This is a genomic window from Mesorhizobium sp. WSM4846 (genome assembly GCF_055811415.1).
This window is the reverse complement of sequence record NZ_JBVVPZ010000005.1, coordinates 79,328-93,375: the sequence shown is the minus strand read 5'-3', so window position 1 is coordinate 93,375 and position 14,048 is coordinate 79,328. Positions and strand designations below refer to the sequence as shown.

Here is a 14,048-nt window from a genome sequence, read left to right as displayed (position 1 = left end):
GGTCGTTGCAACATGGATTATAACAAGTTCAGCCGGCCTGCAGTAGCCTGTCCATCAGCCGCTCCGCCGCTTCCGGGATGACGGTGCCTGGCGGGAAGATTTCCACAGCACCCGCCTGCCGTACCGCCTCATGATCTTGCGGCGGGATGACGCCGCCGGCGACGATCAGCATATCGTCGCGGCCAAGCTTCTTCAGCGCGTCCCTGAGTTCGGGAATGAGGGTCAAATGACCCGCGGCCAGCGACGAGGCGCCAATGATATGCACGTCGTGCTCGACGCCAAGCCTGGCGATCTCGTCCGGCGTCTGGAACATCGGCCCGACGGTGACGTCGAAGCCTAGATCGGCAAAGGCGGTGGCGATCACTTTCTGGCCGCGATCGTGGCCATCCTGTCCCATCTTGGCGACGAGAATGCGTGGCTTGCCGCCGGACTTCTCCTCGAACGCGACGATCTTGTCCTGCAGCCGATCGACCGCCGGATTGTCGCCGAGCGCCTTGCGATAGACGCCGGAGATCGTCTGGACGGAGGCGACATGGCGGCCAAAAACCTTTTCCAGCGCCAGTGAAATCTCGCCGACTGTGGCGTTGGCGCGTGCGGCGCGAATGGCGAACTCCAGCAGATTTTCGCCGCTCTCCGCAGCCCGGCTCAGCGCACTCAGTGCGCTCTCGACGGCGCCGACGTCGCGCGTGCCTTTCAGCCGCTGCAGTTTCGACAATTGCCGGGCCCTGACTTCGGCGTTGTCGATCTTCAGCACGTCGACTTTGATATCCGTCCCGGGACGATAGGCGTTGACGCCGACCAGGATCTGTTCGCCGGAATCGATCCGCGCCTGCGTGCGCGCGGCGGCCTCTTCGATGCGCAGTTTCGGTATGTTTTTTTCGGTTGCGGCGGCCATGCCACCCAGGCTCTCGACCTCTTCGATATGGGCAAGCGCGCGCGCCGCCAGGTCATGCGTCAGCCGTTCGAGATAGGCAGAGCCGCCCCACGGGTCGATGATGCGGGTGGTGCCGGATTCCTTTTGCAGGATGAGCTGCGTGTTGCGGGCGATGCGGGCCGAATGGTCGGTCGGCAGCGCCATCGCCTCGTCGAAGGCGTTGGTGTGCAGCGATTGTGTATGACCCTGCGTCGCCGCCATCGCCTCGATCATGGTGCGAATGATGTTGTTGTAAGGGTCCTGCGCCGTTAGCGACCAGCCCGAAGTCTGGCAATGGGTGCGCAGCGACAGCGAGCGCTCGTCCTTCGGCGAGAAGTTCTTCAGCATCAGGGTCGACCACAAAAGGCGGGCTGCCCTCAGCTTGGCGACTTCCATGAAGAAGTTCATGCCGATCGCCCAGAAGAAGGACAGGCGCGGCGCAAAACGGTCGATATCGAGCCCCGCCGCGACACCGGCGCGGGCATATTCGATTCCATCGGCGATCGTGTAGGCGAGCTCGAGGTCGGCGGTCGCCCCTGCCTCCTGCATGTGATAGCCGGAGATCGAAATCGAATTGAACCTCGGCATGTGCTGCGACGTATAGGAGAAAATGTCCGACACGATCCGCATCGAAGGCTTTGGCGGATAGATGTAGGTGTTGCGCACCATGAACTCTTTTAGAATGTCGTTCTGAATGGTCCCGGCGAGGTCCTTTTGCGCAACGCCCTGTTCTTCCGCGGCGACGATGTAGAGCGCCATGATCGGCAGCACCGCGCCGTTCATGGTCATCGACACCGTCATCTCGTCAAGCGGGATGCCGTCGAAGAGCTGGCGCATGTCGAGGATGGAATCGATGGCGACGCCTGCCATGCCGACATCACCGGCAACGCGCGGATGATCGCTGTCGTAGCCGCGATGCGTGGCAAGGTCGAAAGCGACCGACAGTCCCTTCTGGCCGGCCGCGAGGTTGCGCCGGTAAAAGGCGTTCGACTCTTCCGCCGTCGAGAAGCCGGCATATTGCCGGATCGTCCACGGCTGCTGGACATACATGGTCGGGTAGGGGCCGCGCACGAATGGCGGCAGGCCCGGATAAGTGTCGAGATGCGGCAACCCCTTGAGGTCGCCCTGGTTGTACAGATGCTTGATGGCCAGGCCTTCCGGGGTCATCCGCTGGCCCTTGACCTCAATCGGCGCCCGGCGCGGCGCCGACCAGCCGATCTGGCTGAAATCCGGGATCATGATGCTGCTCCGATCGATTGATCGATACGGATCGGAAACAGCGGCTCGCACACCGCGACGCCCTCGGTGACCGAGGGCCGCCGCTCCGCCGCCAAGGTTTCGACCGGACGTCCGGTCTTCGACGGGTGAAGGGTCGTGCCGATGATGGCCCGGTCGCCCGCCTGATAGGCGGCATTGCGGCGGGCGGCGGCCGCCTGAACCCGTTTCTGGATGTGTCCTTGCTGCAGGCTGGACAGCACGCCGCCTTCCGCCTCGATCCGCTGGAATTCTTCCCAGGCAGCTTCACAGAGTTCGCCAGTCAGCGCTTCAACGGCGCCCGAACCGCAAGCAGGGTCGGCGACATGATCGATATGGCTTTCGTTGGCCATGATCAGTTGCGTATTGCGGGCAACACGGCGGGCAAAGCCCGCCGGCAGGCCATGCGCGATCGTATGAGGCAGGATGGAGACCGAGTCCGCCCCGCCGGTTGCCGCGGCAAAAGCGGCGATCGTGGTGCGCAGGATGTTCGTCTCCGGGTCCGCCGAAGACATCATGCGGAACGATGTCTCGGCATGGATGTTGGCGGTGGCGGCGGAGATCGAGCATGCCTCCTGGACCCGCGTCCACAGCCTGCGCAGGGCCCTGACCTTGGCCATCGATACGAACTGGTCCTGGTCGACGCTCAGCGCAAAGCCGATATGGGGCGCCGCATAGACAAGCGGCTGGCGCGCCTCCTCGAACATCCGGAGATAGGAGACCGCCGAAGCCATCATGGTGCCCAGCTCCTGCGCTTCGGTGGCACCGGCATTGTGGAAGACGCGTCCGTCTGCCTCCAGCAGGACCCCGGGCACGCCCATCGAGAAAAAGTGCGCCAGGGACTGCGGCATCGACGCCTGCAAGGCCTCGATCGACATCCGCAACCGGCCGGTTCCGGCAAAGATCGCCGCCGGGTCGATGCCGAAGGACAGGTTGAGCTTTGCCGGGTCTGACCGGCGCTTGCTCAAGAACGCAACCAGCCAGTCGGCCACGGCGCGGCTCCAGGGATGCGCGTCGATGCGGACTTGGATGCGGTGGAGCGGCACGCCGTCCAGCACGGTCTCCAGCGCCTCGGCAGTCCTCGGCAGGCCGTAGCCGAACGCATTCGGCGCGCCTTCGAAGACAAGCGACAATCCGGTGGCGCCCTGTGCGACGTCCTCCAGGGCCTGGGCTTTGGCGCGGCCGACATCCGGATCGTCGATACGCTGGCTGACGATCCACGGCGATCCGGGGTTTGCCCGTGGGAGAGGCTCTGCGGTGACCGAACGATCATAAAGCGGTTCGATGCGGATGCCATCGTCCGCATGGGATACGAGTTTTTCCTCGAAGGATCCGCCGGCCAGGGCTTTTTCCGCAAGGGCTAGCCACCGCTGCCGGTCAGGGTTCGGAAGTTCGGCATCGTGGTTCAAGGCACCGGCCATCCGCTCTCCTCGTCTTCTCGGCCGATAGGCCTGGAACGTCAGTCTACGGTTCCCCGTCGCATATCACAATGCAACACGCGCCCTGCGACGGTGAACCGTCAACCGATTGCCAAACATGCGCAAAATCCGCAAGCTCCAAAACCCAATTTCGACCATGGCCATTGTCGCTGCGCAATGGCGTCATTATACCTGCGGCGAGCCCCGCTACTTTCAATAGATCAGGGCATTCAACACTTCAGGTTGCGGAGACCCGACACATGGCTGACGACACCAGTATTTTCATCGGAGCCAGCCGAAAGCCTGATGACAGCTACCAGCGCGCCGAAAACCTGCTGCTTCAGTATGGCAATCGTCATGGCCTGGTCACCGGCGCGACCGGCACCGGCAAGACCGTGAGCTTGCAGATTTTGGCGGAAGGTTTCTCCAATGCCGGCGTGCCGGTCTTCTGCGCCGACATCAAGGGCGACCTGTCCGGTATCGCCATGATGGGCGCGGCACAGGATTTTCTGGTCAAGCGCGCCGAGCAGGTCAAGCTCGATCCCTATGATTTCCAGGAATTTCCGGTCATATTCTGGGATCTTTTCGGCGAGCAGGGCCATCCGATCCGCGCCACCGTCTCGGAAATGGGGCCGCTGCTGCTGTCGCGGCTTATGAACCTGTCCGAGGCGCAGGAAGGCATCATGAACATCGCCTTCCGCATCGCAGACGAGGAAGGCTTGTTGCTGCTGGACCTCAAGGACCTGCAAGCGCTTCTTGCCAACATCGCCGAACGCGCCGAAGAAATCGGCGCTCGCTACGGCAATGTGACGAAACCTTCGGTAGGCGCAATCCAGCGCACGCTGCTGGTTCTGGAGCAGCAGGGCGCGACGAATTTCTTCGGCGAGCCGGCATTGCGGATCGCCGACATCATGCGCACCACCCGCGACGGGCGCGGCGCGATCAGCGTGCTGGCCGCCGACAAGCTGATGATGAATCCCCGGCTCTATGCGACATTCCTGCTGTGGCTGATGTCGGAACTGTTCGAGGAGCTGCCCGAAGTCGGCGATCCCGACAAGCCAAAGCTGGTCTTCTTCTTCGACGAGGCGCACCTTCTGTTCGACGACGCGCCGAAGGTGCTGATCGACCGCGTCGAGCAGGTGGTCCGCCTGATCCGTTCGAAGGGCGTCGGCGTCTACTTCGTCACCCAGAATCCACTGGATATCCCCGAAACCGTTCTGGCCCAGCTCGGCAACCGGGTGCAGCACGCCCTGCGCGCCTACACGCCACGGGAGCAGAAGGCCGTGAGGACCGCCGCCGAGACGTTCAGGCCTAATCCCGACTTCGACTGTGCTACCGTGATCACGCAGCTCGGCACCGGCGAGGCGCTGGTCTCGACGCTGGAAGCCAAAGGTGTTCCGTCCATGGTCCAGCGGACGCTGGTTCGCCCGCCGTCGTCGCGACTTGGCCCGATCACGCCTGACGAGCGCCGCACGCTGATCACCGAGAGCCCGGTTGTGGGACAGTACGATCAGACCGTCGATCGCGAATCGGCTTTCGAGATGCTGCAGAAAAAAGCCAAGGATGCGTTGGACGCGGAGGCGCAGCAGCAGGAGAGCGGCGGCTCGCGCTGGACCATTCCAGGCTTCGGCAATGACGATCCCGCCCCCCAGCCCACCGGCGGCAGGCGAGCACCGGCGCCGCGAGCGTCCAATCGCCAGACGGTGGCGGAGGCGGCGATCAAATCGGTGGTTCGCTCGGTCGGCACGTCGGTTGGACGGGCGATCGTGCGCGGCATCCTCGGCAGCCTGGCTAGGGGGCGGCGCTGAAAGCACCGCATCGGACCCAAAACCGGTCACCGGTTTTGCGAGAATCCGATGCTCGGGGAAAAGCATCGGACCGGAAATTCGCGGCGCCGAAAGTCCGCCGCTCCAGCGCCTTCGACCAGCTCAGAAGATCGGTTCCGAGATCGCCCTTGCCGGGCCGAGCAGGATCGATCCTTCCGGGACGCCCGCATCGATTGGAATGGCTTTGCGGTCTGCCGTGGCAACCAGTTCCTGACCGACACCGGAAGTAACGATCACCGGCGTCTTGTTGGGCACACGGTCATAAAGGTCGATAATGTCCTGATTTATCAAGCGAACGCAGCCAGATGACACTGATTTGCCTATGGAAAACCACTCCGGCGAGCCGTGCAGGCGGTACAGCGTGTCCTCGTTGCCCTCGAAGAGATACAGCGCCCGCGCTCCGAGCGGATTGGTGAGCCCGCCGGGCATGCCGCCATTCTCGGCGCTGTATTTTGCGTACTCGGGCTGGCGGGCGATCATTTCGGCCGGCGGCGTCCATTTCGGCCACTTCTGCTTCCACTGAACGACAGCATCGCCAGACCATTCGAAACCGGCGCGACCCAACCCGACCCCATAACGAATGGCTTGTCCGCCCGGACGCACGAGATAGAGGTGGTGGCCGGCCGTATCGACGACGATGGTGCCGGGGGCTTGGCCGGTCGGATCGGGAACGATCTGACGCAGAAATTGCTCGTCGATTTTCTCGTAGGGTATGCCCGGCAGCTCGAACCCACTGTCGCTGACCGGACCGTACATTGTTGCATAGTCCATGAGCGGCGGCTCGACATTGGCTGGCGGCGGCGGCTCGACAGGCCGGCCTGCCGTCGTGGTGCAGGCGGAAACCGCAATCGAGGCGGCGCCGAGCGCAGCGGCGTTGAGAAAGCCGCGACGGCTCAGGCGATAGGAGTCGATTTCGGTTATGAACATCGTTGCCTTTTTTAAGATATCGAAACAGAACATGAATACGCCAATCAGTACGGCGCGCCAGCCCTACCAATGCCTGGCGCGATAGGCGGTTCCGATTCTGGCCTGAGGGTGAACAAACAAAGGCAAAGCTGTGACGGTTCAGCCCCTGTTGCGCCGAGGCAACAGGCCCACAGCGCCGCGCGTAATGATCCTTTCCAAAAATCGATTCCGATTTGGGCTTATGTGTCAGCCTGCGGCGAGCAGGCCCTCGAGCGAGGGCAGGATCAGGGCCGGCGGAAAGTCCGGGTATTCCTCGGGCTGGTCGGAGCGGTTGATCCAGACTGTCCGGAAGCCGAATTTGGTGGCGCCGGCGACGTCCCAGCGGTTGGATGACTGAAACGACACCGCACCCGGATAGAGACGCCAGCCTGTCGTGACCATGTCGTAGACCGACGGATCGGCCTTGAAGCGCTTGACGGCCTCGACGGAATAGATGTCGTCCAGAACCTGGTCGAGCGCGGCCGATTTGACCGCCGCTTCCAGCATTTCAGGCGAGCCGTTGGAGAGGATCGCCAGCTTGGCGCCAGACGCCTTGAGCGCCTTGAGCACGGCCGGCACCTCCGGATAGCAGTCCAGTCGCCAATAGGCGTCGAGCAGCTTGGCCCTCAGCCCCTTGTCCGCGGAGGGAACCTTGCGCAAGGCGAAATCCAGCGCCTGTTCGGTGAGTTGCCAGAAATCGGCATAGGCGCCCATCAGCGTCCTCACCCAGGAATATTCCAATTGTTTGGCGCGCCAGATCTCCGACAGGAGTTGGCCGTCCGGTCCGATCTGGTCGGCATGACGGCGTACAGCTGCGTGCACGTCGAACAGCGTTCCGTAAGCGTCGAAAACGTAAGCGGCATGTTGCATGGCAACAGTTTTGCGGCGCGGCAAGGCCAGGCGCAAGCACGGATTGCAAGTCACAGACCGCTGGCCTCAATAAATCTCGGCCATATCAGTTGACGGCAGGCGCCAAAGCATCTTCCAATGGCGACACAGGACAGCTTTTTGAAACGCGGAATCAAGCGATGACACTGGCGGCTGCGGCACAATCCGCGACATGGACCTTCGTCGATGGCGACTGGTATGAAGGCAACGTCGCCATTCTGGGGCCGCGCAGCCATGCCATGTGGCTCGGCACCAGCGTGTTCGACGGCGCCCGCTGGTTCGAGGGCGTCGCCCCTGACCTCGACCGCCACGCCGCGAGGGTGAACGCCTCGGCGATCGCGCTTGGTCTCAAACCATCCATGAGCGCCGAAAAGATCGTCGGGCTGACCTGGGACGGGCTGAAGAAGTTCGACGGCAAGACGGCGGTCTACATAAGGCCGATGTACTGGGCCGAACATGGTGGCTATATGGGCGTGCCGGCAGATCCGGCCTCGACCCGTTTCTGCCTTTGCCTCTACGAATCGCCGATGATCTCGCCGGCAGGCTTTTCTGTCACCGTCTCGCCGTTCCGGCGTCCGACCATCGAGACCATGCCGACCAACGCCAAGGCCGGCTGCCTTTATCCCAACAACGGTCGTGCCATTCTCGAAGCCAAGATGCGCGGCTTCGACAACGCCCTGGTGCTCGACATGCTGGGCAATGTCGCCGAGACCGGAACTTCGAACATTTTCCTGGTCAAGGATGGCCATGTCCTGACGCCGGCGCCGAACGGCACGTTCCTGTCCGGCATCACCCGCTCGCGGACGATGACGCTGCTTGACGAATATGGCTTCAAGACCATCGAAAAGGTGTTGTCGGTGCGCGAATTCCTCGAAGCCGACGAGATATTCTCGACCGGAAACCACTCGAAAGTCGTGCCGGTCACCCGCATCGAGGATCGCAGTCTCCAGCCCGGGCCCGTAGCGAAAAAGGCGCGCGAACTCTATTGGGAGTGGGCGCATTCGACTTCGGCCGGCTGACTGGCTAAAAAGCGAACCGGCGCTCCGTTCCGGAGTTGCTCCACACCAATCCAGACCTATGTTAGTCCGGTATCGACACCGGATTTTTCCACGAGGAGTACGACCGATGGCTTTTGAATTGCCCGCCTTGCCCTATGACTACGAGGCATTGCAGCCTTACATGTCGAAGGAGACGCTGGAGTATCACCACGACAAGCACCACAAGGCCTACGTCGACAACGGCAACAAGCTGGCTGCCGAAGCCGGGCTCGGCGACTTGTCGGTCGAAGAGATTGTGAAACAATCCTTCGGCAAGAACCCCGGGCTCTTCAACAATGCCGGTCAGCACTACAATCACATCCACTTCTGGCAGTGGATGAAGAAGGGCGGCGGCGGCAACAAATTGCCGGGCGCGCTGCAAAAGGCGTTCGACAGCGATCTTGGCGGTTACGACAAGTTCAAGGCCGATTTCATCGCCGCCGGCACCACCCAGTTCGGTTCGGGCTGGGCCTGGGTTTCGGTCAAGGACGGCAAGCTGGCGATCTCGAAGACCCCGAACGGCGAGAACCCGCTGGTCCATGGCGCGACCCCGATCCTGGGCGTTGATGTCTGGGAGCACTCCTATTACATCGACTATCGCAACGCCCGGCCGAAATATCTCGAAGCCTTCGTCGACAGTCTCATCAACTGGGACCATGTCCTCGAGCTCTACGAAAAGGCGTAGGCCTGACTGAGTTGCAGAAGAGCCCCGGCAAAACCGGGGCTTTTCTCTATGTGCCAAATGATCGGCCGCCCTTTTCCAACGACCGTCGCGAAAAATTCACACCAGCGTGAGGCGAATTTCCGGAATTTTCAAGCCAGTTTTGCCGTTATCGATCAGTCGGACCTTCACCCGAAACATCTTCACCATGGAGCCAGTTGAATGAGAAAGCTTATCCTCGCCATCTCGATGCTCGCCTTCGCCGGTTCGGCGGCGTTTGCCGATCCGATCCAGGAGCGGCAGGCCATTATGAAGGAACGTGGAAAGATCGCCGGCCAATTGTCGAAAGTCGTCAAGGGCGAGACCCCTTATGACGCAGCGGCCGTGCTGGCGGCGTTGAAGGCGCTGGAGGCAAACGCCGAGAAGTTCCATGCAAAAGTCGACACTCTTTTCCCGGCTGGCAGCGGCACCGGCGACACCACCGCTGCCCCAAAAATCTGGGAGGATATGGCCGGCTTCAAGGCGGTGGAAGGCAAATATCTCGCCGACGTCAAGGCTGCGGCGGCCGCCGCTCCTGCCGACGTCGATTCCTTGAAGGCGGGGTTCAACACCATAGGCGGCGATTGCGGCACCTGCCACCAGACATACAGGATTAAGAAGGGCTGATAGCGGGCGATGCGCCTGCTGAAAAAACTCGTCGGCGCCGCCCTCGTTCTGGGCGCCGCCGGCGCGGTCGCCGGCTGGTTCCTGTCGGCACCGGTCAGGCTCGACAGCGAGACCCTGGCGCAGCTCGGCCCCGGCGATGCCGCCAGGGGCAAGCGCATTTTTTATGCCGGCGGCTGCACGTCCTGTCACGCGAAGCCAGGCTCGCAAGGCGACGCCCGCCTTCAACTGGCCGGCGGTCTCGAACTCAAGACGCCGTTCGGCATCTTCGTGCCACCGAACATCTCACAGGATGCCGAGGACGGTATCGGCGGCTGGTCAGTCGAAGATCTCGCCAACGCCATGCTGAAGGGCGTGTCGCCGAGCGGCGAGCACTTCTATCCGGCGTTTCCCTATGCATCCTACGCACGCATGAAGCCGGCCGACATAGCCGATCTCCATGCCTTCCTGAAAACGCTTCCGGCGGTGGCGGGAAAGGCGCCGCCCAATTCACTGGGGTTCCCGTTCAACATCCGTCGCGGCATCGGGCTGTGGAAACATCTCTATTTGAGTGACCAGCCGGTGGTTTCCTTCCCCGATGGCACGCCGGATCCGGTGATGGCCGGCCGTTACCTGGTCGAAGGGCCCGGCCATTGCGGCGAATGCCACACGCCGCGCGATTTTGCTGGCGGCACCAGGAAGAGCGAGTGGCTGGCGGGGGCCGCGGCTGCCGAAGGCAGCGGCATCGTGCCGAACATCACGTCGGGTGAAGGCGGGCTCGGTGACTGGTCGGAGGCCGACATAGCCTACTTTCTGGAGACCGGCTTCACCCCGGATTTCGATTCCGTCAGTGGCGCCATGGTCGACGTGCAGAGAAACATGGCCGAGTTGGCACCGAACGACCGTGCGGCGATAGCAGCCTATCTCAAGGCGATACCGCCGCATCCCAACGGCTATCCGGCGCGCAAGCAGCCAGCGAACTGATTCCGGGAGCCGGACGGGATGGCGGCGCGTCAGCGGTCGCCGAGGAAATCGAAGCCGGTTTCGAAGAAATGATTGTAGTCGCAGGTCATTTCCTCGCCGGGCGCGATGTCGCGCAATGCATATGTCTCCTCGGGCGAGGCGACGTCGCAATTCGGGTCATCGGCATGGTTCATGAAGCGGGCGTCGTCGGCTTCGAAAACGACGAAGTTCGGGTCGCGCCGGTCGGGATAGGAATAGCGATCGAGATAGGCTCTGACCGGCCCGGTTTCGCGTTCATAGACCTCGACTGGGATGCGCCGGTCGTAATTGGGATGGAGCTTCCAGACCAGTGTGCCGCGGGGAATGTGGTTCTTGGCAAAGACACCGATGCCCTGGATGGGCGATTTGTCGAGATAGACGTCGACGAGCAACATGGCGGACCCTTGGCGTGACTGGATGATTTTTGGGTGGCGCGGCTGCGAAAAGCCGCGCATTGGGTAGCGCGCAGCTATGGCAATCGCGAGCGGAAAATCGACCTGACCTGACCCGGAATCGATTTTCCGCTGGTGGGGATGGTGCGCAAGATCAAGCTCCTACAGCGCCGTCTGTGCGTCCAACAGGGTCGGCGGCGCTGTGGTGGCAAGGTCGGCCTTGCCCGCCACCTTCAGCGCAAACGCATAGGTGAAGGCGATTTCCTCGAGCCGGGAAAACCGGCCGGATGCACCGGCATGACCGGAGTCCATATTGATCTTGAACAGCACCGGATTGTCGCCGATCTTGCGGTCGCGCAGCCGCGCCACCCATTTGGCCGGCTCCCAATAGGTGACACGCGGGTCGGTGAGGCCGGCAAGCGCCAGGATCGGCGGATAGTCGAGCCCGGCGACATTGTCATAGGGCGAGTAGGCGGCAATCGTCCGGTAGTCTTCCTCGGAGGCGATCGGGTTGCCCCATTCGGGCCATTCCGGCGGCGTCAGCGGCAAGGTCGCGTCGAGCATGGTGGTGAGCACGTCGACGAACGGAACCTCGGCGACAATACCGCCGAAGCATTCCGGCGCCATATTCGCGACGGCGCCCATCAGCAGGCCGCCGGCCGAGCCACCCTGTGCGACAATGCGATCATGGGCGGTGTAGCGCTCGGCGACGAGGTGGTGGGCGACCGCGATGAAATCGGTGAACGTGTTCATCTTGTGCGCTCGCTTGCCGTCGTCGTACCAGCCATAGCCCTTGTCCTTGCCGCCGCGGACATGGGCAATCGCGTAGACGAAGCCGCGGTCGACCAGCGATAACAAATTGGTGTTAAAGGCGGCCGGGACCGTGATGCCGTAGGAGCCGTAGCCGTAAAGCAGGCAAGGCGCTGATCCGTCGAGCGGCGTGTCGCGATGGTGGATGAGCGAGACCGGCACCAGTTCGCCGTCGGCTGCGGGCGCCATCAGCCGCCGCGTCACGAAGTGGTCCGGGTCGTGGCCGGACGGAACTTCCTGGGTCTTCAGCAGCACGCGCTCGCGGGTCCGCATGTCGTAGTCGAAGACCTGCGCCGGCGTTGTCATGGACGAGTAGGAAAAGCGCATGATCTCGGTATCGTATTCATAGGATCCCGACAGGCCGAGTGAGAAGGCTTGCTCGTCGAAGGAGATGAGGTGTTCCTCGCCGCTGTTGCGGTCATGCACGACGATGCGCGGCAGGCCTTCCTTGCGTTCAAGCCTGACCATGTGGTCCTTGAAACCGATTACCGAAAGGATCAGCCGGCCCGCTTCGTGCGGCACCAGCTCCTGCCAGTTGGCGCGCACCGGGTCGCTCGCCGGCGCAGTCATGATCTTGAAATCCTTGGCGCCGTCGGCATTGGTGAGAATGAAGAAGACACCGCCGCCTTCTTCGAGGTCGTATTGCAGGCCGGTCTCGCGCGCAGCAACCAGCTTCGGTTCGGCGAACGGCTCGCTGGCGCTCATGATGCGATATTCCGAGGTCTCGTGGTCGTTGATGCCAACCATGATCCACTCGTTGGAGCGTGTGCCGCCGACATTCATGAAGAAGCCCGGATCGGTTTCTTCGTAGATCAGCCGGTCGTTCTCAGGACTGTCGCCAAGGGCATGGAACAGCACCTTGGAAGGACGATGGTTGGGATCGAGGCGGGTGTAGAAAAATCCATCATTTCCGGCATCCCACACGCCGCCGCCACCGGTATCCGGAATCCTGTCGGCCAGATCGTTGCCGTCGGCGAGATCGCGGACGCGAAGCGTGTAGAATTCGGAACCCTTGTCGTCGAAGGCCCACAGAAGCTTGCGGTGATCGGTCGAATGGTCGACACCGCCGAGGCGGAAATAGGCCTTGCCTTCGGCCTCGAGATCGCCGTCGAGCAGGATCTCTTGGTCGCCGCCGTCGCGCGGCGTGCGGAAATAACGCGGCTGCTCGCCGCCAAGCTTGAAAGATGACCCATAGGCGTACGGCCCATCCTTCATCGGCACGGACGAATCGTCCTCCTTGATGCGGCCCTTCATCTCCTTGAAAAGCTGCTTCCGCACCTGGGCGGTGTCGGCCATGAGCGCTGCCTGATAGACGTTCTCGGCTTCGAGATGGGCGCGGATTTGGGTGTCGAGCAGCGACGGATCCCTGAACATCTCTTGCCAGTTGTCAGCTCTCAGCCAGGCATAGTCGTCCGTCCGGGTCACTCCATGATGCACATCGAAGACCGGTCGCTTCTCAGGTTGCGGCGGGCTGATAGTTGGAAATGCCGGGGTTCGGGTCATTGCGTCTCGCTGTGGAAGTTACTTGTATGGAGAATGAACACGCCGATCAGCGCAGGTTCAAGAGCCGGAGTATATGTTTGCGCCGGGCTCCAGAAGATGAGCCGGAGGAGAGGGAAAAATGAAGTTCCGTTTTCACGCTGCTGCGGCTTTCGCCGTCGCTTCGACAGTTTTCGCCTTTATCGGCCAATCTCATGCAACCGTGTTCGCAGCTTGGCAAGTGACCAACCTTCCGTTTGGCGACACGCTCAACGTACGCAAGTATCCGGCCGGATCGTCCCAGAAACAGGCCGCCTACCCCAACGGTGCCGTTTTGCAGATGACCGGGAGATGCACCGGCGGCATAAACCTGCTCGACATCGGCAAACAGCCGGTTTGGAAGCAGGAACAGAAGATCCGCTATCGCTGGTGCGAAGTCTGGCACGATCCGGCCCAGAACGGCAATTTCGTCACCGGCTGGGTCTACGGAAAATACATCACCCCACATTGATGGATCGGTGCCGGTCCGCGGTGCTGATTTCCGGCTTGCTTGCAACAGCAAATCGCAACCTATGGTTTTGTAGATTCTAAAAACAACCAGATAGCCTACGCCACAACCAAGCATAGCCAAGCATTGAGATTTTTTTTATTGGCTCTCATGGATGTAACGGCAGCTTGACTGGGCGTCCGCCGCTGCTGGTCTGCCCAGAAAATATCGCAAAGTTACAGAGTGCACGAAAGGTTGAAGCTGATCGTCGAATATTTTATTGCCATCGATGAA

12 protein-coding genes are annotated in these 14,048 nt (G+C 61.9%); 6 read left to right on the top strand and 6 right to left on the bottom strand.

Annotation, left to right across the window (positions count from 1 at the left end):
• Positions 1-28: 28 nt before the first annotated feature.
• A complete protein-coding gene (gene scpA / locus AC0L15_RS06905) occupies positions 29-2,152 on the bottom strand; it encodes a methylmalonyl-CoA mutase (protein ID WP_287244317.1) in 2,124 nt (707 codons plus the stop codon).
• Positions 2,149-3,588, bottom strand: a complete 1,440-nt coding sequence (locus AC0L15_RS06900) for a methylmalonyl-CoA mutase subunit beta (RefSeq protein WP_287341872.1) — start codon at positions 3,586-3,588, stop codon at positions 2,149-2,151. The genes scpA and AC0L15_RS06900 overlap by 4 nt, the downstream gene beginning before the upstream one ends.
• Before the next feature lie 257 nt (positions 3,589-3,845).
• On the opposite strand from AC0L15_RS06900, the gene AC0L15_RS06895 reads away from it, so the two are divergent.
• Entirely contained in the window at positions 3,846-5,393 is a 1,548-nt protein-coding gene (locus tag AC0L15_RS06895; RefSeq protein WP_128172653.1) for a helicase HerA-like C-terminal domain-containing protein, read from the top strand.
• A gap of 120 nt (positions 5,394-5,513) precedes the next feature.
• Here the strand turns inward: AC0L15_RS06895 and AC0L15_RS06890 are convergent, their stop codons facing one another.
• Together AC0L15_RS06890 and AC0L15_RS06885 are read right to left on the bottom strand one after the other, a co-directional pair.
• Positions 5,514-6,338 (bottom strand): L,D-transpeptidase, encoded by an 825-nt coding sequence (locus tag AC0L15_RS06890; protein WP_287244312.1) that lies wholly within the window; start codon positions 6,336-6,338, stop codon positions 5,514-5,516.
• A gap of 225 nt (positions 6,339-6,563) precedes the next feature.
• Positions 6,564-7,226, bottom strand: a complete 663-nt coding sequence (locus AC0L15_RS06885) for a haloacid dehalogenase type II (RefSeq protein WP_287244309.1) — start codon at positions 7,224-7,226, stop codon at positions 6,564-6,566.
• A gap of 158 nt (positions 7,227-7,384) precedes the next feature.
• Between AC0L15_RS06885 and AC0L15_RS06880 the strand changes: the two genes are divergently transcribed.
• The 4 genes from AC0L15_RS06880 to AC0L15_RS06865 all read left to right on the top strand — a co-directional run bounded on the left by AC0L15_RS06880 (position 7,385) and on the right by AC0L15_RS06865 (position 10,568).
• Positions 7,385-8,263, top strand: coding sequence for a branched-chain amino acid aminotransferase (locus AC0L15_RS06880; protein ID WP_287244306.1), 879 nt, complete (start codon positions 7,385-7,387; stop codon positions 8,261-8,263).
• 106 nt (positions 8,264-8,369) lie between these two features.
• The gene (locus tag AC0L15_RS06875; protein ID WP_287244304.1) at positions 8,370-8,966 is read left to right on the top strand and encodes a superoxide dismutase; all 597 of its coding nucleotides are present in this window, start codon (positions 8,370-8,372) and stop codon (positions 8,964-8,966) included.
• A 198-nt stretch (positions 8,967-9,164) separates the two neighbouring features.
• Entirely contained in the window at positions 9,165-9,608 is a 444-nt protein-coding gene (locus AC0L15_RS06870) for a c-type cytochrome (protein ID WP_287244302.1), read from the top strand.
• Between the two features lie 9 nt (positions 9,609-9,617).
• Positions 9,618-10,568, top strand: a complete 951-nt coding sequence (locus AC0L15_RS06865; RefSeq protein ID WP_473496043.1) for a cytochrome c — start codon at positions 9,618-9,620, stop codon at positions 10,566-10,568.
• A gap of 29 nt (positions 10,569-10,597) precedes the next feature.
• Here AC0L15_RS06865 and AC0L15_RS06860 read toward each other — a convergent pair whose 3' ends face one another.
• Both AC0L15_RS06860 and AC0L15_RS06855 read right to left on the bottom strand, forming a co-directional pair.
• Positions 10,598-10,981 carry an SET domain-containing protein gene (locus AC0L15_RS06860; RefSeq protein ID WP_287244299.1) on the bottom strand — a complete coding sequence of 128 codons (384 nt, stop codon included), beginning with the start codon at positions 10,979-10,981 and terminating at the stop codon, positions 10,598-10,600.
• A 159-nt stretch (positions 10,982-11,140) separates the two neighbouring features.
• Complete coding sequence (locus tag AC0L15_RS06855) at positions 11,141-13,291, bottom strand: S9 family peptidase (protein ID WP_473496042.1); 2,151 nt, start codon at positions 13,289-13,291, stop codon at positions 11,141-11,143.
• 118 nt (positions 13,292-13,409) lie between these two features.
• On the opposite strand from AC0L15_RS06855, the gene AC0L15_RS06850 reads away from it, so the two are divergent.
• A complete protein-coding gene (locus tag AC0L15_RS06850) occupies positions 13,410-13,778 on the top strand; it encodes an SH3 domain-containing protein (RefSeq protein WP_287244297.1) in 369 nt (122 codons plus the stop codon).
• The last annotated feature ends 270 nt before the right edge of the window (positions 13,779-14,048 follow it).